Source organism: Rhodococcus sp. WMMA185, assembly GCF_001767395.1.
Classification (GTDB): Bacteria; Actinomycetota; Actinomycetes; order Mycobacteriales; family Mycobacteriaceae; genus Rhodococcus_F.
The window spans coordinates 3,954,193-3,973,092 of record NZ_CP017014.1 but is presented as its reverse complement, the minus strand read 5'-3'; the positions used below and the strand labels follow the sequence as shown (position 1 = coordinate 3,973,092).

Annotated in this window: 21 protein-coding genes and 2 tRNA genes; 13 read left to right on the top strand and 10 right to left on the bottom strand. The window is 64.1% G+C overall.

The genetic code is table 11. The annotated features are described in order from the left end of the window. Position 1 precedes the first annotated feature (1 nt). The 7 genes from BFN03_RS17945 (at position 2) to BFN03_RS17915 (ending at position 6,143) form a co-directional block, all read left to right on the top strand. Positions 2-370, top strand: coding sequence for a DUF742 domain-containing protein (locus BFN03_RS17945; RefSeq protein ID WP_070380145.1), 369 nt, complete (start codon positions 2-4; stop codon positions 368-370). Between the two features lie 13 nt (positions 371-383). Then, positions 384-935 carry a GTP-binding protein gene (locus tag BFN03_RS17940; RefSeq protein WP_070381052.1) on the top strand — a complete coding sequence of 184 codons (552 nt, stop codon included), beginning with the start codon at positions 384-386 and terminating at the stop codon, positions 933-935. A 26-nt stretch (positions 936-961) separates the two neighbouring features. Next, entirely contained in the window at positions 962-1,846 is an 885-nt protein-coding gene (locus BFN03_RS17935) for an MHYT domain-containing protein (RefSeq protein WP_070380144.1), read from the top strand. A 123-nt stretch (positions 1,847-1,969) separates the two neighbouring features. After that, positions 1,970-4,489: a DNA gyrase subunit A gene (gyrA, locus tag BFN03_RS17930; protein ID WP_070380143.1), complete on the top strand. Its 2,520-nt coding sequence runs from the start codon at positions 1,970-1,972 to the stop codon at positions 4,487-4,489. 218 nt (positions 4,490-4,707) lie between these two features. After that, positions 4,708-5,748 (top strand): DUF3566 domain-containing protein, encoded by a 1,041-nt coding sequence (locus tag BFN03_RS17925; RefSeq protein ID WP_070380142.1) that lies wholly within the window; start codon positions 4,708-4,710, stop codon positions 5,746-5,748. 128 nt (positions 5,749-5,876) lie between these two features. After that, positions 5,877-5,950: transfer RNA gene (locus BFN03_RS17920), tRNA-Ile, on the top strand. 120 nt (positions 5,951-6,070) lie between these two features. Beyond that, positions 6,071-6,143, top strand: a tRNA-Ala gene (locus BFN03_RS17915). A gap of 188 nt (positions 6,144-6,331) precedes the next feature. Here the strand turns inward: BFN03_RS17915 and BFN03_RS17910 are convergent. Next, positions 6,332-6,673, bottom strand: coding sequence for a hypothetical protein (locus BFN03_RS17910; RefSeq protein ID WP_070380141.1), 342 nt, complete (start codon positions 6,671-6,673; stop codon positions 6,332-6,334). Positions 6,674-7,394: 721 nt separating this feature from the next. Further along, positions 7,395-8,150 carry an SDR family NAD(P)-dependent oxidoreductase gene (locus tag BFN03_RS17900; RefSeq protein ID WP_084385679.1) on the bottom strand — a complete coding sequence of 252 codons (756 nt, stop codon included), beginning with the start codon at positions 8,148-8,150 and terminating at the stop codon, positions 7,395-7,397. 54 nt (positions 8,151-8,204) lie between these two features. Here BFN03_RS17900 and BFN03_RS17895 point away from each other — a divergent pair, with 54 nt between their 5' ends. Further along, a complete protein-coding gene (locus BFN03_RS17895) occupies positions 8,205-8,552 on the top strand; it encodes an ArsR/SmtB family transcription factor (RefSeq protein WP_198163290.1) in 348 nt (115 codons plus the stop codon). A gap of 111 nt (positions 8,553-8,663) precedes the next feature. Here BFN03_RS17895 and sigJ read toward each other — a convergent pair whose 3' ends face one another. The 3 genes from sigJ to BFN03_RS17880 all read right to left on the bottom strand — a co-directional run bounded on the left by sigJ (position 8,664) and on the right by BFN03_RS17880 (position 11,369). After that, positions 8,664-9,566, bottom strand: coding sequence for an RNA polymerase sigma factor SigJ (sigJ, locus tag BFN03_RS17890; protein ID WP_070380137.1), 903 nt, complete (start codon positions 9,564-9,566; stop codon positions 8,664-8,666). Continuing rightward, a complete protein-coding gene (locus BFN03_RS17885) occupies positions 9,563-10,810 on the bottom strand; it encodes an NAD(P)/FAD-dependent oxidoreductase (protein ID WP_070380136.1) in 1,248 nt (415 codons plus the stop codon). Before BFN03_RS17885 ends, sigJ begins: the two co-directional genes overlap by 4 nt. A gap of 118 nt (positions 10,811-10,928) precedes the next feature. Then, the gene (locus BFN03_RS17880; RefSeq protein ID WP_198163289.1) at positions 10,929-11,369 is read right to left on the bottom strand and encodes a YiiD C-terminal domain-containing protein; all 441 of its coding nucleotides are present in this window, start codon (positions 11,367-11,369) and stop codon (positions 10,929-10,931) included. A 95-nt stretch (positions 11,370-11,464) separates the two neighbouring features. Here BFN03_RS17880 and BFN03_RS17875 point away from each other — a divergent pair, with 95 nt between their 5' ends. After that, on the top strand, positions 11,465-12,025 hold the full coding sequence (locus BFN03_RS17875; RefSeq protein ID WP_084385678.1) for a TetR/AcrR family transcriptional regulator: 561 nt from the start codon (positions 11,465-11,467) through the stop codon (positions 12,023-12,025). 74 nt (positions 12,026-12,099) lie between these two features. On the opposite strand, the gene BFN03_RS17870 is transcribed toward BFN03_RS17875, so the two are convergent. Together BFN03_RS17870 and BFN03_RS17865 are read right to left on the bottom strand one after the other, a co-directional pair. Beyond that, complete coding sequence (locus BFN03_RS17870; RefSeq protein WP_157109648.1) at positions 12,100-12,456, bottom strand: hypothetical protein; 357 nt, start codon at positions 12,454-12,456, stop codon at positions 12,100-12,102. A 208-nt stretch (positions 12,457-12,664) separates the two neighbouring features. Beyond that, positions 12,665-13,192: a hypothetical protein gene (locus tag BFN03_RS17865; RefSeq protein WP_070380132.1), complete on the bottom strand. Its 528-nt coding sequence runs from the start codon at positions 13,190-13,192 to the stop codon at positions 12,665-12,667. Positions 13,193-13,350: 158 nt separating this feature from the next. Here BFN03_RS17865 and BFN03_RS17860 point away from each other — a divergent pair, with 158 nt between their 5' ends. Then, entirely contained in the window at positions 13,351-13,944 is a 594-nt protein-coding gene (locus tag BFN03_RS17860) for a chorismate mutase (RefSeq protein ID WP_232320334.1), read from the top strand. A gap of 43 nt (positions 13,945-13,987) precedes the next feature. Here BFN03_RS17860 and BFN03_RS17855 read toward each other — a convergent pair whose 3' ends face one another. Continuing rightward, entirely contained in the window at positions 13,988-14,446 is a 459-nt protein-coding gene (locus BFN03_RS17855; RefSeq protein WP_070380131.1) for a hypothetical protein, read from the bottom strand. A gap of 283 nt (positions 14,447-14,729) precedes the next feature. Here BFN03_RS17855 and BFN03_RS17850 point away from each other — a divergent pair, with 283 nt between their 5' ends. Next, positions 14,730-16,328, top strand: coding sequence for a hypothetical protein (locus tag BFN03_RS17850; RefSeq protein ID WP_070380130.1), 1,599 nt, complete (start codon positions 14,730-14,732; stop codon positions 16,326-16,328). Here BFN03_RS17850 and BFN03_RS17845 read toward each other — a convergent pair whose 3' ends face one another. Continuing rightward, complete coding sequence (locus BFN03_RS17845; RefSeq protein WP_070380129.1) at positions 16,329-16,862, bottom strand: hypothetical protein; 534 nt, start codon at positions 16,860-16,862, stop codon at positions 16,329-16,331. 127 nt (positions 16,863-16,989) lie between these two features. On the opposite strand from BFN03_RS17845, the gene BFN03_RS17840 reads away from it, so the two are divergent. Continuing rightward, positions 16,990-17,517 carry a peptidylprolyl isomerase gene (locus BFN03_RS17840; RefSeq protein ID WP_070380128.1) on the top strand — a complete coding sequence of 176 codons (528 nt, stop codon included), beginning with the start codon at positions 16,990-16,992 and terminating at the stop codon, positions 17,515-17,517. A 13-nt stretch (positions 17,518-17,530) separates the two neighbouring features. Further along, entirely contained in the window at positions 17,531-18,451 is a 921-nt protein-coding gene (locus tag BFN03_RS17835; RefSeq protein ID WP_070380127.1) for a rhomboid family intramembrane serine protease, read from the top strand. Between the two features lie 6 nt (positions 18,452-18,457). Here the strand turns inward: BFN03_RS17835 and BFN03_RS17830 are convergent, their stop codons facing one another. Then, complete coding sequence (locus BFN03_RS17830) at positions 18,458-18,862, bottom strand: PH domain-containing protein (protein WP_232320332.1); 405 nt, start codon at positions 18,860-18,862, stop codon at positions 18,458-18,460. Positions 18,863-18,900 lie beyond the last annotated feature (38 nt).

The window sequence follows — 18,900 nt, the reverse complement described above, 5'->3', positions numbered from 1 at the left end:
CATGGACAACCCCTATTCGGAGCCGCGCGGCTCGAACATCGTGCGCCCGTACTCGTTGACATCGGGTCGGACCCGGCCCGCGGTCGAACTCGCGCTCGAGGCATTGATCCAGGCTCTCCCACAGTCAGTGGACCGGCACTGGGAACTCGACGACATCAACGCGGCGATCGTCGCGTTGTGCCAGCAGTCGCCGTCCCTTGCCGAGATCGCCGCCAGGGTGGGGTTACCGCTCGGTGTGGCCCGGGTCCTGGTGGCCGACCTGGTCGAGTCTGGCCATCTGCAGATCCTGGCCACATTGAACGAAGACTCGACCGACTCCGAACGCCGTGAACTCATCGAAAGGGTCCTCAGTGGACTTCGCGAAATCTGATCCCGACAATCGGGTGACCTCGACCAAGATCGTGATCGCCGGCGGGTTCGGCGTAGGCAAGACGACGTTGGTGGGGGCCGTCTCGGAGATCGTTCCTCTCCGTACCGAGGCGCTTGTGACCAACGCCAGCGATGGTGTCGACAACTTGACGGCCACACCAGAGAAGGGCACGACCACCGTCGCGATGGACTTCGGTCGTATCAGCCTGGCCGATGATCTGGTGCTTTACCTGTTCGGTACTCCCGGTCAGCACCGATTCTGGTTCATGTGGGACGACCTGATCCGGGGCGCGATCGGCGCGATCGTCCTGATCGACACCCGGCGGTTGGACGAGAGTTTTGCTGCGGTCGACTTTTTCGAGGCACGCCGACTTCCGTTCCTCGTCGCGATCAACGAGTTCGAGGACGCTCCGCGCTACCCGGTCGAAGACATTCGGGGGGCCCTGGCGATATCGGAGGACGTGCCGATCATCCCGATCGACGCTCGTGACAGGGAATCGGCGAAACGTGCATTGGTAGCGATCACCGAATACGCACTGACCAAGCTCCGCACGGCCGCGTATTGAGTACTGAGGACTGAGGACTGAGGAACATGTCGGATGGTTTGCAGCAGTTCTCCATGGGCACCTGGATCATCGCACTGGCCGCGGTAACCGGGTTCATCGGAGTCTTCGTCGGTGTCGCCAGTGCCCGCAAGGCGGCGACAGCGGCGAACCCGAGGCAGCGAACCCTGTGGTTGGCGTGGGGGGCACTGTCCATCGGCGGTATCGGCGCGTGGTTGCCGCACTACATAGCGATGGTCGGATTCGAGGTCTCCGGCAGCGTGGTGCGCTACAACGTCCTGTGGATTGCGATTTCCTTCGTGGTTCCCGTCGCGGCCGCCGCAGCAGCCTTGCTGATCGTCAGCCCGCCGACGACGAAGCACCGGAGATCGAGCGCAACGGTCGAGGTCGGTCGGCTCGCTGCGGGCGCGGCGCTCCTGGGTGCTGCATTCATCGGAATGCATGTGGCGATCGTGTACTCCATCGAGATCCAGGGCTCGGTGAACTTGGGCGCGCTCCTGACCGTCGTGGCCGCCTTGATCGGATTCCTGATCGGCGCGGGAATCATCTGGTCGATCTACGCTCTCGAGTCCCGCAGGCAGCGGCTCGTCGCGGCGGTTGCGGTGGCGGTAGCGGTGGTGACTATGCATTACGCCGGGATGTGGGGCCTGACCGCCACCGTTGACACGACGGTGGCACACCCGGACGGGCTCGAGGTGTTCTCGGTCCTGTTTCCGGTGTTCGTACTGGGCATGCTGGTGGTTACCGTTCCGATCACCGCGCTGCTCATGGCGCCGGACCGCGTCGCCGCGGAGTTCGAACTCGAGGCAGACATGCTCGCTGCTGAATCGCTCGCTGCTGAATCGCTCGCCGCCGAATCCCGGGGCCGAGGGTTCTCACTCGACGGGACGGGCGGCTCCCGCGGCACTGTTTGACGAGTACATTCGAGTCCTTCACCCCCTTAGCTGACCTGCACCTATAGACTCGGGTGGTTGCGCGACGTCGTACCGGACCGCCCGTCCGAAAGGAGACGTCAAGCCGAGTAGAAGAAGGAGCTCATGACTGACACAACGTTGCCGCCGGAGGGACCGGGGCACGACCGCGTCGAGCCCGTCGACATTCAGCAGGAGATGCAGAGCAGCTACATCGATTACGCGATGAGCGTGATCGTCGGTCGTGCGCTGCCCGACGTGCGGGACGGACTCAAGCCGGTGCATCGCCGCGTGCTGTACGCGATGAACGACAACGGCTACTACCCGACCCGCGGCTACGTGAAGTCTGCGCGACCGGTCGCCGAGACGATGGGTAACTATCACCCGCACGGCGACTCTTCCATCTACGACACCCTCGTCCGTATGGCGCAGCCGTGGTCGATGCGGTATCCGCTCGTCGACGGACAGGGCAACTTCGGATCCCGCGGCAACGACGGCGCCGCGGCAATGAGGTACACCGAGTGCAGGCTGACTCCACTCGCCATGGAGATGCTCCGCGAAATCGACGAGGAAACAGTCGATTTCGCTCCGAACTATGACGGCCGTACCCAAGAGCCGACAGTTCTCCCCAGCCGTATCCCCAACCTGTTGATCAATGGTTCGGGCGGTATCGCGGTCGGTATGGCGACGAATATTCCGCCGCACAATCTTCGCGAGGTCGCCGAGGCCATCTACTGGGCACTCGAGAACTGGGAAGCAAGCGAAGAAGAAACCCTCACGGCCGTCATGGAATTGGTCAAAGGACCGGACTTTCCGACCCACGGCCTGATCGTCGGCGGCCAGGGTATCCAAGACGCCTACACCACCGGCCGGGGTTCGGTCCGCATGCGCGGGGTGGTGGAGATTGAAGAGGATACCAAGGGGCGCACCACAATTGTCATCACCGAACTGCCGTACCAGGTGAACCCAGACAACCTCATCACGTCGATTGCAGAGCAGGTGCGCGACGGCAAGATCGCTGGCATCTCCGACATTCACGACGAGTCCTCGGACCGCGCGGGGATGCGCATCATCGTCACCGTCAAGCGGGACGCGGTCGCGAAGGTCGTCCTCAACAACCTGTACAAGCACACCCAGTTGCAGACGAGCTTCGGCTGCAACATGCTCTCGATCGTCGACGGTGTGCCGCGTACGCTGCGACTCGATCAGATGATCCGGCTCTACGTCACCCACCAGGTCGAGGTCATCCGCAGGCGCACCGAGTTCCGGCTCCGCAAGAAGGAAGAGCGGGCCCACATCCTGCGAGGATTGGTCAAGGCACTCGACGCCCTCGACGAGGTCATCGCGCTGATCCGAGCGTCGCAGACAGTCGAAGACGCCCGGACGGGTCTGATGGGTCTGCTCGAGATCGACGAGATCCAGGCGCAGGCCATCCTCGACATGCAGCTGCGCAAGTTGGCTGCGCTCGAGCGTCAGAAGATCATCGACGAGCTCGCCGAGATCGAGCGTGAGATCGCAGACCTGAAGGACATTCTCGCCAAGCCGGAGCGGCAGCGCGCGATCGTCCGTGACGAGTTGAAGGAGATCGTCGACAAGCACGGCGACGATCGACGCACCCGAATCATCGCGGCCGACGGCGACGTCTCCGACGAGGATCTGATCGCCCGCGAGGACGTCGTAGTCACGATCACCGAGACCGGCTACGCCAAGCGCACCAAGACCGACCTGTACCGCTCACAGAAGCGCGGCGGCAAGGGGGTACAGGGCGCGGGTCTCAAGCAGGACGACATCGTCTCGCACTTCTTCGTCAGCTCGACGCACGATTGGTTGCTGTTCTTCACGACGAAGGGCCGCGTGTACCGGGCCAAGGCGTACGAATTGCCGGAGGCGAGCCGCACGGCACGCGGGCAACACGTGGCCAATCTGCTCGCGTTCCAGCCCGATGAACGCATCCAGAGCATCATCCAGATCAAGACGTACGAGGACGCACCCTATCTCGTCCTCGCGACGCGAAATGGTCTGGTGAAGAAGTCCAAGCTCACCGACTTCGACTCGAACCGCAGCGGCGGCATCGTCGCGGTGAACCTGCGCGGCGAGGACGAACTTGTGGGTGCGGTGCTCTGCTCGGCCGACGACGATCTGCTGCTGGTATCCGCGAAAGGGCAGTCGATTCGCTTTTCCGCCACGGACGAGGCGCTACGTCCGATGGGACGCGCCACCTCCGGCGTTCAGGGAATGCGGTTCAACGACGACGACGAACTGCTGTCGCTCAACGTAGTTCGTGAGGGTTACCTCTTGGTGGCGACGTCGGGCGGTTACTCGAAGCGCACCCCCATCGAGGACTATGTCCCACAGGGCCGCGGCGGCAAGGGTGTGCTCACGATTCAGTACGACAAGAAACGTGGCACTCTGGTCGGGGCACTCATCGTGAACGACGACGACGAGCTGTATGCGATCACGTCAGGCGGTGGCGTGATCCGTACCCCAGCCAAGCAGGTTCGCAAGGCGGGGCGGCAGACCAAAGGCGTTCGTCTGATGAACCTCGGTGAAGGCGACAACCTGCTCGCGATCGCCCGCAACGCCGACGAGCCCGACGAGACCGAAGACAACGCCGAGAGCAGCGGTAAAGGAGTTAAGGGGTCCTAGTGAGCACTCCCAATCACCCAGGCAATGACCGGCCGAACCCAGGTTCGGCCGGGTCGGCGCCATCGGAGCAACAGGCCTCCAACGTCCCTCAGAACGAGTCTGCGAACCCGATTCCGCCGCAACGATCTGCGCCGGGGGCGCCCCAAGCGTCCGCCGGTGTCGGCGCACCCCCTGAGGGGCCAGTCGCCACGACTTCGGAGGAACGACCGGACCGGCCTGTGCCTCCGCCACAAGGGCACCCGCCGAATCAACACACTCAGTCGCGTCAGGTAACACCCCCGCAGGCTCCGGGTAACCGGGCGCCGGCGAGTGGCGATCGCACCGTCACTCCGCAGGCCAGCCGGGGAAATCCGGTTCCACCATGGCAGCGGGAAGTGCAGCGGGAACCGCAGACCAATCTGAAGCGCCCCGTTCTCGGCGCGAATGCCAAGCAGGCGTCACACCCGGAAGCGCAGACGACTCCGGCTCCCGCAGAGGGAAGGCCCGCTGTGGCGAAAGCGCCGAGCGGCCAAGACGTCCAGAAGCCGCAGTCGGCGCAGGCGCCTTCGCAGACCGCACCTACCCAGGACATCCAGGGGCAGGGCATGCAGCAGGCTCCGTGGGCGCAGAACTCGGGTGCTCCCACCCAGACCGCGACGGTGCAACCGGCGGCCAACCCGGAGTCGATGGCCGCTACGGCAGCTATCGGTGGGGAGCCTGGGCCCGCCACGGTTGGGCCGGTTTCGCAGCGGGAGGCCGCGAAAGCCAAAGCATCCGCGATCGACGGCCCCACCCGGCACATCAACCGTGATGTTCTTCCGCAAGATCTGCCGGATCTGTCCGAAGCCAAACACCCTCTTCCCGCCGACGCCTCGGCGGATCAGAAGCCAAAGGTGGTCGTGGCCCCACAGCGTGTCGAGGAGGGTGGGCTCCGGGCGTCGGTACAAATCCGCAGACTGGATCCGTGGTCGACGCTGAAGATCTCGTCGATCATTTCGGTGTCGCTGTTCTTCGTGTGGATGGTTGCAGTCGGCCTGCTGTACCTCGTCTTGGAGGGCATGGGGGTCTGGGACCGGTTGAACAGTGCGTTCACCGACATCGTCGCCGATTCCAGCCCCGAAGGTCTCGTGACGGCCGGGCAGGTCTTCGGATACGCGGCGGTCATTGGTCTGTCGAACATGGTGTTGTTCACCGCGCTCGCGACGATTGGTTCGTTCATCTACAACCTGTGTTCCGATCTGGTCGGCGGCGTTGAGGTGACGCTCGCGGACAGGGACTGATCGCAGGTCGATGAGGTTTGAACAGGGAAAAGAGCGCTTCATCGGACCGGTTTTGGTACTTGCCGGTCCGGTGGGGTAATCTTCCGACTCGGTTCAGGGAACTACATCAGACCGGTTTCCGTACTTCAGGGCCTATAGCTCAGGCGGTTAGAGCGCTTCGCTGATAACGAAGAGGTCGGAGGTTCAAGTCCTCCTAGGCCCACTCCTGGTGTCGATGAAAGGTCGCTCACATGAAGGTTCTCCTCATCGTAGGAGCCGGAGTGTTGGTGGCCATCGGACTGGCCAAGTTGCTTCGCGGCAACGAGGTGTGGCACGAGGTAACGGGGCCTTAGCTCAGTTGGTAGAGCGCTGCCTTTGCAAGGCAGATGTCAGGAGTTCGAATCTCCTAGGCTCCACAGAAAAGGGCCACCTTCTCGATCCCGAGAAGGTGGCCCTTTCTCGTTGCTGGGCACATTTCGGTTGGGCACGGTTTTTGCGTTCGCGCCGACGCTGATCGCCACAACGGCCGAGCCAGGGGCCATCACGCGTGGCCGAACATGCTTCCGGCCCGACACCGTGATGGTGCCGGGCCAGGAAGGGGCGGTTAGGAACTGCCGAGGGCGTCGAAGACAGCGAAGGCAGCGACGCTGCCGGGGGTGTAGCCCCAGCCGAAGCTCGGGTCGCCGACGCCGGTGCCGTCGTCGGTGACAGCACCGGCGGTGAGGGTGACGCTTCCAGTGTTGAGTGCTTCGAAGACTGCGAGGCTGCCGGGGGCGAGGTGCCAGCCGTCGCCGGTGGCACCGCCGTCGGTGCTGTCCTCGTCGGTGACAGCACCGTCGGTGAGGGTGACGCCTTCGGGTGCGGCGTTGGCCGGTGCGGCGAGCGCGACGGCCAGGAGTGGGGCGGCCAAGGCTGCGGTGGCAGCGGCACGTGCTGACTTGATCAAGGAGTTTCCTTCTCTCGTATGCGGTGGTGTCGGGGGCATCCCGAGAGAACGCGAGCAATCCCCCTGGCATGAAGGAAGTTACACCAGGGAAGCGCCGTGGATCCCATCGGATCGATAGCCGTTATGACCGCGGGTCCGCGGTGAGCCCGTACCGGAGTGTCGTTCGCGCCCATGGGTACAGGGGTGGGTTAGCGTCCCAGAACATCACTGGACGAAAGAGGAACTCCTTGAAGAAATCTGTTCGCACCTCAGCATCCGCACTGCTGGCCGCCCCACTTTTCGCTGCTGCGTTCGCGACGCCGGCCAGCGCAGCAGACGGCGGAAACGTCACCGTCGATCCTATGGTTGTCCAGGTCAGCGACGGTCAGGACGGTCCTGACGATTCTTGTCCCGACCGGGACTCGCCCACCGGTTCAACGGCCTCGACTAGCGCATTTGAGTTGACACGTGCGCTCACGGAGTCACTGGAGTCACTGGGGTCACTGGATGTGCCAATCTTGGGGCACCTCCTCGGGTGGCCCGTCATAGGGTCGAGCCTCGTGTCTTTTTACGGGATGAGCGTCGAGACCCCCTTCCCTATGCCCTGCTTCCCACCCACTGAGGACTAACTGAGTGGTCTATGGGTCGGCTCAGACCAGGGGTCGACGCCCCGATCCGCGTGCTGCTTGCCGTCGACGCCAGACGGTGTGCCCCGCACTCCAAAACGAGGGTCGTTTCGGGCCTACACGAGCTCGAGGCCACCGTCGACGGTGACAACTTGACCGGTGATCCAGGATGCGGACGGATCACTCAGATGCAGTATCCAGTCGGCGATCTCGGCCGGGACACCGCGGCGCCCCAACGGAATACGTTCTGCCTCGTCTCGTTTGATCTGCGCGACCATGTCGTCGGGGAGCCCGGCCGCGGCCAGGGCCTCGCTCTCGGTCGGGCCGGGTGCCACAGCGTTGACCCGCACGCCGTCGGGGGCCAGTTCGAGGGCCCAGCTGCGGGTGAGTTGTTCCACAGCGGCCTTGGAAGCGGCGTAGTGCGCGGCGCCGGGTATCGGGCGATGCCCATAGGTGCTCGACACATTCACGATGCTGCCGCGGGCCTGGCGCAGGTGCGGTAGCGCCGCACCTGCAAGCACGCTGGGGGCGACGACGTTGAGGGCGAACAGGTCGGCGACACGTTCGGCGGTCACATCGGCCAATGGCATCAAGGTCGTTGCCCCGGCGTTGTTGACCAGCACATCCACCCGGCCCCACTGCGTGACGGCCGCGTCGATCGCCGCCTCGGCCTCGCCGTCACGGCGCAGATCGTGTGCTGCCACCTCAATGGCCGGATGCTCGCTCGCAGTCTCAGCCAGCAACGTCTGACGTCGGCCGACACCGAGCACCTGGGCGCCGGCCTGCGCGAACGCGATCGCGGTTGCGCGCCCGATCCCGGTACCCGCGCCGGTCACGATCACGACCTGGTCGTTGAAGCTACCCATTCTCATACCACCCATCTTGTTCTATGTTCGTCGAACATCGAACAAGGTAACATGGTCGGCATGCGCGAACCACAACACCCGGAGGTGTCCGATATCCGGCTGACGGCGGTGCTTGCCGCGTTGAGCGATCCGATCAGGGTCGGAGTGGTCTCGCAGCTGGCCGACAACACCGAACGCGGATGGGGAGAACTACAGGTTCCGGTCGCGAAATCCACGCTGAGTCACCATCTTCGGGTGCTGCGCGATGCCGGCATTACTCGAACCCGGCAAGAAGGCACCCGGTGTTTCGTCGTGCTCCGCCGCCACGAACTCGACGAGCGATTCCCGGGACTTCTGGACACCGTCTTGACTGCGGCTTCGATCGACGGTGTGGGACGAGAGGTCGGACTCACCACACCAAGCGGCTGATCTACAAGAAAGACCGTATGAAAGAGCCACCTTCTCAACTCGAGAAGGTGGCTCTTTCTCGTTTCTGCCCACAGTCGACGTGCTAGGGGACGGTACCGCGAGGTCGGTGGATCAGGGTGCCGTCCACGACGCGAGCTTGTCGGGATTCATGACGATCGCGATCTCGTGGATCCTGCCGTCGGCGATGGCGAGGTCGATCACCGCGGCTACCTGATCGTTGAACGAGATCACCAACCCTGCCCGGTTGTTGACTTTTTCGAAGCGAGAGCTGATAGCCAGCCCGCGCGCCTCGTTCCGGCCGACGATACCGAGCAGGTACCGCGCCACTCGGTCGGCACCGACCACCGGAATCCGCGCGATGCCGGGGAGGCCCCCGCCGTCGGCACGGGACACGACGCCCGGCGCCAGGACGTCCATCAGTGCCGCGAGGTCGCCTGTGGTGCATGCCTCCGCGAACGCGTGCACGACCTTTCCGCGCTGCCCCCCGTCGGCCTCGAACCGCGGTGCGGAGCGCAGGTACCGGCGGGCGGTCGATGCCAACTGGCGGCAGGCTTCGGGGCTGCGCCCGACGATGTCGCCGATCTCGGCGAACGGCATCCCGAACACGTCGTGCATGATCAGCGCGACCCGTTCCCCCGGCGTCAACGACTCCATCGCCCGCAGCAGCGCCATCGATACCGACTCGTCGAGCGTGACGGTGTCGGCGGGGTCCGGAGACCGCGGCGACGACGTGACCGGCCCGACCGTGCCCGGCACCGGTTCGGGAAGCCAGATTCCGGTGTACGACTCGCGACGCGCCCGTGCGGATCCCAACTGGTCCAAGCAGATCCGGCCGACCGCCCGCGTCATCCACGCGAGCGGCACCTGAATCGCCTCACGCTCGTCATCACTGAGCGACTGCCAGCGGACGACGGCATCCTGCACGGCGTCCTCCGCGTCGTGCGCCGATCCGAGCGTCCGGTAGGCGATACCGAAGAGATGTTCGTAGTCCCGTGATCCGCGAGCGAAGTTCACCGCGTCACCGCCTCGCTCAGTGGCCGCGAGACCGGCTTCGGTCCCTTCGGGGCCTTGTACGCGCCGGGCTGTGTCTGCTCGGCACGCAGCTTGTCCACAGTCATCTTGCAGATCGCTTCCTTCGCCACAGCGCCGAGCCGTCCCGACACCCCGATCGGCCGCGGCGAGTCGTCGGCCTGCACGAACTGGAGGTAGCCGTCTTTACGGCCCAGACTCATGCACTGAAGCACGAACCCGAGCGACAGTGTAGGTCGTTGTTCGCCCCGGATCCGCGCGAGCACGGTGGCAGCGGCATGACCACCGAGGGGCAGCGCCACCGCGCATGCCATGCGCAAGTGTGCCCCGACCTCCGGTGGGGCCACGACGGCATCGCCCGCCCCGACGATGTCGGGATGGTCGAGACTGGTCAGCGTGGCGTCGACGCGCAACCGGCCGTCCGCGTCGGTGGCCAGTCTGCTGCGCCGGGCCAGGTCCGGTACCTCGAACGACGCGGCCCACACGCAGACGTCGAACTCGAGCGCGCGGCCGTCCGCCAGTACGAGTTCACGCTCGCCGACCCGGGTCACCTGCGCACCTTCGTGCTGCGTCACACCAAACCCGTCGAGCGCCCTCAGGATCCGCTTGCGCGCGGCAGGTCGCATGTAGCCGAGCACATTCCCGGCCGCAACGATATCCACGAGGAGGTCCGGTCGCGCGGCAGCGATCTCGGACACGATCTCGACGGCGGTAAAGCCGCCTCCGACCACCCGCACCACCGACCCCGGTGCGAGCGCGGCCAGTTCCTTCCGCAGTTTCTCCGCTCCGGCGGCGTCGCCGGCGTGGTGAGCATGCTCGTCGATGCCGGGAACCGAATGGGCAGTATTGCTGCCGACGGCATAGACGAGGGTGTCGTACGGGACGACTGTGCCGGCGTCGCCGACCCGAACACATCGTGCGGCGGGATCGATCTCGTCAACCGTGCCGACGAGTACTTCCGCGTCCTGGTGCAGCACCTCGCTCAGCGGCACCGCGGCGCTCGGACGGGTACCCGCCACCACCTCGTGCAGCCGGATTCGCTCGATGAACTCGTCTCGCGGATTGATCACGGTGACCTGGCAGTCCTGAGCTGTCTCCTCGCCGCGGTGACGTCCGCGGCTCGAGAGGATGCGATTGGCCGCCAGCACGCCGGCGTATCCCGCGCCGACGACGACCACCCGGTGCCCCGACCGCTGCGACTTCGTCGTGGGCCGCTGCGACTGCGTCATGACTGTCTCCTTTGCCTCCCGCCCACCTGTCGTGGGCTGTCGTCATCTCTGACGACGCAGGCTCCGGAAACGTGAGAAAGGGTGGCGCATGCCACTCTCGAGTCGCGCAGGCTCGTGGCTACCTCGACGGCCGGAAGCTGACGACGAACCGGCAGGTACCCGTCGGTGTGTTGTCGGCATCGGTCAGTTCGACGTCGACATCGATGTCGCAGCCGTCCCCAGCTTGGAGCGCGCTTCGAATTTCACCGAGCTCGTCCGGGCCGACCTTGCTTTCCGCGGTGACACCACCGCGAGCCGGGCGTTTGTACTCGATGGCGGCACTCTTGATCACGGTGTATGCGCCGCTTCCTGCGCTCCCCGCCGCCACCACCGCCGCGCCCGCACCGGCCACTTCGGCAACCCCGTATGCGACAGGCGCGTTGACGTGGCCGTTGTGATTCACATGTTCAGCCTTGGGGCGACACAACGTTGCTCGGACACTCCCGTCGGCGCTCAGCTCTGTGTCGAGATCGAGCCATTGGATCCACGGCATCTCCTTCATCGCTTCGGTTGCTGCCACTGCACTCACCTTTCCCTCACTGACACGGTTGGAGCACTGCTCTAGTTCGTCATCGGAGAGTAGAGCACTGCTCCAGTCTCGTCTAGGCTTCACCCGTGGGGTCATCATCGGAAACGTCGAAACGCTTGCTGGAGGCAGCGTTGGCGATCATCGATCGTGACGGTATCGATGCGCTGACCGTGCGCTCGCTGGTCGCCGAGTCCGGTGTCAGCAACGGCAGTGTGTATCACCACGTCGGCTCTCTGGACCGGCTGGAGGCGGCGGCAGCCGACGAGGCCATCAGGGCCTGGTCCGCCGAATTTCTTGCTGCACTCGAACGGGGCGGATATGCCGCCGCGGCGGCCGCGGACCGGAGTTGGAGTCTCGCGCATCCAGGGCTCGCCGCGCTGATTGAACGCAATGGGCGGCGAGGCGAGTTGGGTCCGGCCGCTAGGGATTTCGGGATAGGCCTACGGGCGTGGCTCGATGCTCAACGGCTGGCCGTCGGGGCTCCTGCCCAAGTGGTCGCCGCCGTCCTACTCGGCCCACTTGCCGAGCTGCGTCGACTCGAGAAGGCAACGGGAAAGATGACCATCGAGGCTGACTTCGAAGCCCTCGAGACGGCCGTCATCAATGGCCTGAAGTCCGTGAGATTCAATACTGACAGCGGCCGTTGATCGTCGGTCTCCCGATCCAGAGGAAGACCCCTTGTCGTGCAAGGCGCTCGAGCGTTGGCGGCGCGGGTAGGGAATCACAGACGCGAGAGGCGTAGCTGCGGGTAGATCATCGCCGAGCAGAGTCCCCACATGTAGAAGACGACGATCACGACGTTCCAGGGCCGAGCCCCGATCCCCACGTCCGGGAGGATTCCGAGAACCAGAGCTACCGCCGGGATCAGCGCGAGCACGGAAATAACCGTGCACCATCGTGCGATGATTTCATTCGCAATGCGCGTCAGTTCGGGGCTCTGACGTACCTTCCCGGAGACCTTGTAACCCCTCCTTGTACGGATGTCGGTGGCCATTCCCCGGAACCCCTTGTATGCGAACCGAGCGTTGAACATTGCCAGCACCAGGAATAGAAGTACTGGTACAAACTCATTCCTCATAGGTTCTCATTCCTCATAGGTTCTCCGCTCCCACCGAGGTTGGGCCGGCTAGGTGCCGACCCAACCACGATCAGCTACTCAGCGTGCCTCCCGCGCTTTCTCTCTTGTTGGTATACAGAGTTGTTGGTATACAGAGTTGTTGGTATACGGGGTTGTTGGTATACAAGGCCGAGTCGGTGGGCAGACGGAGGCACGCCGGGGAACGCGGTCAGGACGACGAGTTCGATCCGGACGTGGTGATGTACGCGATTCCGATGCCCGGGCCGCCACCGGGTAGCTGCAGCACCGGGCTGTTGGTGAAGCGCTGATCGGTGGGCTCGAATGACGCCATCGGGTACGGTTCTTGCCAGGTCCGGTTGATGTTGATCACGCCAGGGGTCCTGTCCGGATTCACCCAGAAAGTATCCGGCCCGGCCTCACCGAGCGCCACGAACTTCGTTGTGGCAGAACTCAGGTCGTAATCGCTGGACACCCGCCGGTACTCGATCATCCAGAACGAACTTTTCGGTGCCGGGTATCGCATCTTGAAAGCCGCCTCGTAGATCGGAAGCCCGGCATCGCGGGCAGCGATCAAGGTCTGATAGGTCATGCGTGGGGGATTCGTGAGGCTGGAAGTGGATCCGGTGCTCGACTCCAACGAATCCGTGGAAGCACCTGCCGGAGTCGCCATCCCGACGCCCAGAGCGACCGTGACCAGGCCCCCGACGAGTGCACGCTTGACCGTCTTACCCATCATCTAATGAATCCCCTCTGTATGGATGAACTAGCAAACTGTCCGGTTTGTCGGTTTTGCCTGGCCGACCGTTGCACATCGCTGCCGTAGGGGAAATAGGACGTGTTGTGTGCGGAAATGGTGCAGTGGCTGGACCCAAAATCCGTCGATAGACTTGCACGGTGAGTTCGGACCTGTCTGCCCGTCTGCTGCGTCGGACGGCTTTGGCGACCGCTGTAGTCGGGTTCCTGGCCACCGCACTTACGCCATCGTCAACTGCGAAGACTCCTGCTCCGCCGCTCCAACCTATCGTCGAGGCGGTGTCGCTGCGTCTGGCAACCGCGGATGTCGTGGCATCGGCCAAGTGGGGGACGCCGTCGCCGATCGATGATCCGGCGCGCGAGATCGAGGTCTTGGATGCGATGTCGAAGACAGCATCGAACGAGGGCCTTAGCGCTGAGTGGGTACAGCGGGTCTTCCGGGACCAGATCGAGGCCAACAAGGTAGTCCAACGGGCACTGTTCGCCATCTGGGGCGCCGCGCCGGACACGGCGCCGACGGTCCGGCCCGACCTGACGCACGTTCGTCCGATCATCGACGAGCAGGACGAGGTAATCCTGGCCCAGTTGCGTGAGCAGTACACGTTGCTGAACAGCCCCGACTGCCTTCCGGCCCTCGCCGACGCAACCGCCACGGTTTCTGTAAATCAGCAGCTCGACCCACTCCATCAGGCCGCCTTGGCGCGCGCCCTGATGTCGATCTGCCAGGTGGACTAGTACGAGCTGGGTGCCCCGTGGCCTGACCTTCGGAGGTCACCGATCAAGCGATGAACGTTCCGATCGCAGGGTTGGCTTGGCAAATGGGGCTGCTGCCGATGTTGATCGAACCGAACCCGGTCGCTATTACGTTTCCTTCGCCGGTGTTCACCGTCGCGGACAAATTGGGGTAGACGCCGGCGAGATCGACGATCCCCGACTGGCCGGTATCGGTGTTGAGCCATGCGACGGTGACCTGCGCGGCTGCGGGGATCGGTGGGGCGGCCGGAAAGGACTCGAAGCGGATGTCGCCCTTGGCGATGGGCGGTGACGCCTCGGGTCCGGATTGCCCGGTAAGGTTCGTCAGCGATGCCAGGCTGCCCTGATTCGGACACCCGATGGTGAGGGCAGGTCCGCCGAAGGGATGGGGCGGATCGGCGCTTGCGTTTCCGGCACTCATCACGGTGGCAGCGGCGATCGGAATCGTGACAGCGGCGATCCGGCGGACGAGGCGTGCGCTCATGTCTACTCCTCGGAAAAGTCTTCAGTGGACGGGCATCCGTGTGTGGAGTACCCCCAGGTGCAGGGCGTGAAACGGCCCAACTCGTTCCCACCTTCTCGGTGTGGGAACCACCCTCGAGATCGATCACGGCGTAGCCGCTTTCATACGCTCAGTGTTGCTCACGGATCGCTGCCGCGCTGCCGCGACACCAATGGTGACTTCTAATAATTTGCTCAGACGTGGCGTTCGCCGATGCTAGCGTCAATCTGGAGCCGAAGTTCGGTCTGAACTAGGGGGGTCCCTAATGCAGAGCGTCGGAGCAGTAGCGTCGAATACCGGGGAGGTTCGTGCGCTACCGGCGCCGCGCCATCCGAAATCGCTTGTGATACTGGCGCTGTGCGCGGTGGCGCTACTCGTGTGGGGTCCCGGTGCAGCGGGCGCCGTGCCCGTCGCTGTGCCTCAGAATCCGTGGATGTCCTCGAACCCGTGGAACAACATCCACAACGACGCCGCGTTTACCGACTCGTACAGCATTCCGGGTCCCGCGGGTTCGTCGAATGTCGACGTACAGCAGTTCTCGGAGTACACCTTTCAAGATCCCTACACCGGCGAGCAAATTTCGGTGAACACCGGTGAGTGCCCAGCTCACACCTATGACGCCGACGGAAATTTGCAGACGGTTTGCGGTGGGTATCCGAACCCGTTGACCAACGATTTCGTCCGCAGCATCATCACGATCGATCCGAATGGCAACCTGCTCGCCTACAAGAGCTTCGTGGTTCCGTTCACGAATATCGTCAACGCCCTCACGGAGTTCGGCGGCATCGGCTACTTCTATCAAGACAATCAGCATCGCGTGGTCATGGGGATGCCGGACGGGCACATCGTCGCCTGGGAAAGGCAGGATTCCCCGGTCAGCGATGTTGATCAATATGTCATGGCGCGCGATATCAATGTGACGGGTACCGGCGGACCGCTAGCCGGCGAGAACTTCTACGCATTGGTACCGAACGACCAGGGTTACATCTGGTTCACCACGTCGGAGGGGTCGGTGGGCACGGTCGCCCCTGAGCCGTGCACGACCGATTGCATCAAGTCCCTCAATGTCAACCAGTTCAACGATGGAACGATTCAGGAGCGGATCTCCGAATCGCACCCGGTGTCCGGGTTGTCGACCTTCCAGCAGACCGACTACTTCATGTATCGGTTGGACATGTCGCCGGACGGCAGCCCGGAGATTGCCTGGAAGGCACCCTACGACCGCGGAGTCGGGCAGAAGTCGGGCCAGACCAGCTGGGGATCAGGAACTTCGCCGTCGTTCTTCAAGATCGGTGACCGCGAGTTCGTGACGATTGTCGACAACGCCGTCATGCCCAATATCGTGGTGTACCGCGCCGAAAAGAATCTGCGGCCCGGTGAGGAACGCCTCTTCGCGCAGGTCGCGCCGTTCGGCGACCGCACCGACATCAGCGACGAGAACTCCCAGATCGTGCTGCCGGGTTCGACACCGGACAGCGTCCGCATCTATGCCGAGAACAACTGGGGAAATGACAGCGTCCTGTCCACGGCGGGTCCGCTGACAACCTCCGGGGGCTTCGGCGGCATCGAAGTCTGGAGCGATGGGCGGGTGGAGGTTATACCGGCCAACCACACGATCAGCGTGCCGTCGGTCGTTTCAAAGGGCAACGCCGCCGACAACTCCATCATCACCTACGAGAAGCGCGTAGACGGTTGGTACCTGACCGCGCTCGACGCGTCGGACCTTCGCCAGGTGTTGTGGTCGGCGATGGTCGGAGGTGGCGAGCCTCGATTCAACAACTGGTACGCGCAACTGTCGCTGGCCCCTGGTGGCTACTACTACGTGGGGACGTTGACTGGCGTCACGAAAGTCACCCCGAGGTAGTCAGTTGGTACCTGACGACGTCTCTTCGGTCGACGTGGACTGCTCCGAGTCGGCATTGAAGTCACGGAGATTCGGGGGAGCGGCCGCAACAGGCGGATGCTCCCGGCGGCGGCGCTTGGCCAGTACCACACCGCCCGCGACTGCTGCGCCGACGAGGACGACGACCGCGATGCGTCGGCCCTTGCGTGACTTCTTCTGTTCGACAGGTTCAGTGGCAGAGGCTGCGGGCACGCTCATCTCTCGAGCAACCTTCGGGACCGGTGTGGTCTTGGCGCATTCATAGCCCTTCCTGGCCAATGCCGCACCTTGTCGGCCCAGGAACAGGCTGAGCTGACCGGTACCGCGTACCGCGGCCAGTGCTGCCGAACGGGTGAGCCGAAGCGCGCGGTCGACCGCTTCCGATTCCTTGACTCGGGACGTCGAATCCGAGACGGCGGCCAGCGCGGTCTCGACTCCATCGGATACCTGCGACTGCACGGCCTCGGCGCGCTCGGTCGAAAGCAAGTTGGTGAGGGAATCCGTCGCTCGTGTCATGTTCCCACTTTGTCATACAGTGCGGACCCTCGAAGCGGGACCAGAAGCGGGACCAGGAACTGGTCCGAAGGCTGCAGAGTTGACGCCGAGGGAACCACCGGCAACTGCTCAATGGCAACATGGTGGTGTGACTTCACCTCTACAGACCGCAACCGCAACGCTGCACACCAACCGCGGCGACATCAAGCTCGCGCTGTTCGGCAACCATGCCCCCAAGACCGTCGAGAACTTCGTCGGTCTCGCCGATGGCTCGAAGGACTACAGCACTGCCAACGCGGGTGGCAGCAACTCCGGCCCGTTCTACGACGGTGCCATCTTCCACCGCGTCATCGACGGCTTCATGATCCAGGGCGGCGACCCGACCGGCACCGGTTCCGGTGGACCGGGCTACAAGTTCGGCGACGAGTTCCACCCGGAGCTGCAGTTCGACCGCGCCTACCTGCTGGCCATGGCCAACGCAGGCCCGGGCACCAACGGTTCGCAGTTCTTCATCACCACCGGCCCCACGCCGCACCTCAACCGTCGCCACACCATCTTCGGTGAGGTCGTCGACGAGGACTCGAAGAAGGTCGTCAATGCGATTTCCTCCACCGCCACCGATCGTGCGGACCGCCCGCTCGAGCCGGTCGTGATCAACAGCGTCTCCATCTCGTAAGGAAGCGCAGCATATGACAAACCCCGGCTGGGGCGGTGCCGCGAGCGAGGGCACTCCGCCTCAGCCGCGGTGCATTCGGCACCCCGATCGTCCCACCGCACTGTCCTGTACGCGGTGTGGCCGACCGTCGTGCCCAGAGTGTCTTCGTGAAGCTGCTGTCGGCTACCAGTGTGTCGACTGCGTCGCCGCAGGGCAGAAGGATGTTCGTCCGGTTCGAAACGTTGCGGGCGCTGTTGTGTCTTCCCAGCAGCCGACACCGTGGGTCACCTACGCGCTCATGGCAGCCAATGTCGCGGTATTCCTCATCACGGCCGCCCAAGCGCGAAGCATCATGCAGAACTATGTGGGGTCGTCGCTCTTCCAGGCCTGGGCGCTATGGCCGCGCGGGGTCGTCGACGGGCAACTGGTTCGGATCATCGGCAGCGGCTTCCTGCACTTCGGTCTGATCCACATAGCCGTCAACATGTTCGCCCTGTGGATCATCGGCCGGGACACCGAACTGATCCTGGGGCGTGCTCGATACTTCGTGGTCTACTTCGCGTCGATTCTCGGAGCCTCCGCAGCGGTAATGCTGTTTCAGCTCGGTGCCGTGACCGCCGGCGCATCCGGTGCAGTCTTCGGGCTGATGGGTGCCCAGGCGATCATCCTGCTTCGGCTGCGCCGTAGCCCCGCCCCGGTCATGACGGTGATCGCGATCAATGTGTTCATCAGCGTCACGATCCCCGGCATCTCGTTGTGGGGGCACCTCGGGGGTCTGGTCACCGGGGCCGCCGCGACCGCGGGAATTCTCTATGGCCCCCAATTGCTGGGCGCCGGCAAGAACAGGGACAAGGCGGTTACCGTCGGCTGGGTCTGTCTCGGCGCCGTTGTGCTCGTAGCCCTGGCCATCATCGCAATCAGGATCCTGCAGTTGCGGGCACTTGTCGGCTACTGAGCGCGCCTACTGATTGCGGCCAACCAGGTCGTGTACCGAGAGGGCGTCGAACACATCCTCGGGGCTGGTGCCCAGATCCCACCGGCCGAAGATGAGGAGGCGTTCGGCGCCGTCCTCGGTGCGAACGTCGATCTCCAGCATCGGCACTCGGCGCCCGAACCGCGGATAGCGAACGAGTCGCGCACGTTCGATCTCGGATCGGCTGTATGAGTGCCGACCGCTCAGGCGGGTGACGACGATGCCCCCGGCTTCTTTGTCTACGGCCAACCGGGGGCGTTGCCTGCTCGCCGACGCCGCAGTGAGGAGCAGTCCGAGGGCGGCAACACTGACGAGTGCACGTCCCGCGGGGTCAGCCGACATCACCATTGCCATGATCCCCAGCGCCACACCTCCTGCCACGAGACCGATCACGGCCCCGAAGGGTGTTGCCCACTCCAGCGGCGCTTCAT

What these genes read in the sequence shown, in the direction of transcription:
- BFN03_RS17865 (WP_070380132.1), bottom strand. Translation starts at nt 13,192, where the DNA reads ATGATGGGTAAGACGGTCAAGCGTGCACTCGTCGGGGGCCTGGTCACG.
- BFN03_RS17835 (WP_070380127.1), top strand. Translation starts at nt 17,531, where the DNA reads ATGACAAACCCCGGCTGGGGCGGTGCCGCGAGCGAGGGCACTCCGCCT.
- BFN03_RS17895 (WP_198163290.1), top strand. Translation starts at nt 8,205, where the DNA reads ATGCGCGAACCACAACACCCGGAGGTGTCCGATATCCGGCTGACGGCG.
- BFN03_RS17845 (WP_070380129.1), bottom strand. Translation starts at nt 16,862, where the DNA reads ATGACACGAGCGACGGATTCCCTCACCAACTTGCTTTCGACCGAGCGC.
- gyrA (WP_070380143.1), top strand. Translation starts at nt 1,970, where the DNA reads ATGACTGACACAACGTTGCCGCCGGAGGGACCGGGGCACGACCGCGTC.
- BFN03_RS17935 (WP_070380144.1), top strand. Translation starts at nt 962, where the DNA reads ATGTCGGATGGTTTGCAGCAGTTCTCCATGGGCACCTGGATCATCGCA.
- BFN03_RS17900 (WP_084385679.1), bottom strand. Translation starts at nt 8,150, where the DNA reads ATGAGAATGGGTAGCTTCAACGACCAGGTCGTGATCGTGACCGGCGCG.
- BFN03_RS17870 (WP_157109648.1), bottom strand. Translation starts at nt 12,456, where the DNA reads ATGAGGAATGAGTTTGTACCAGTACTTCTATTCCTGGTGCTGGCAATG.
- BFN03_RS17945 (WP_070380145.1), top strand. Translation starts at nt 2, where the DNA reads ATGGACAACCCCTATTCGGAGCCGCGCGGCTCGAACATCGTGCGCCCG.
- BFN03_RS17885 (WP_070380136.1), bottom strand. Translation starts at nt 10,810, where the DNA reads ATGACGCAGTCGCAGCGGCCCACGACGAAGTCGCAGCGGTCGGGGCAC.
- BFN03_RS17850 (WP_070380130.1), top strand. Translation starts at nt 14,730, where the DNA reads ATGCAGAGCGTCGGAGCAGTAGCGTCGAATACCGGGGAGGTTCGTGCG.
- BFN03_RS17855 (WP_070380131.1), bottom strand. Translation starts at nt 14,446, where the DNA reads ATGAGCGCACGCCTCGTCCGCCGGATCGCCGCTGTCACGATTCCGATC.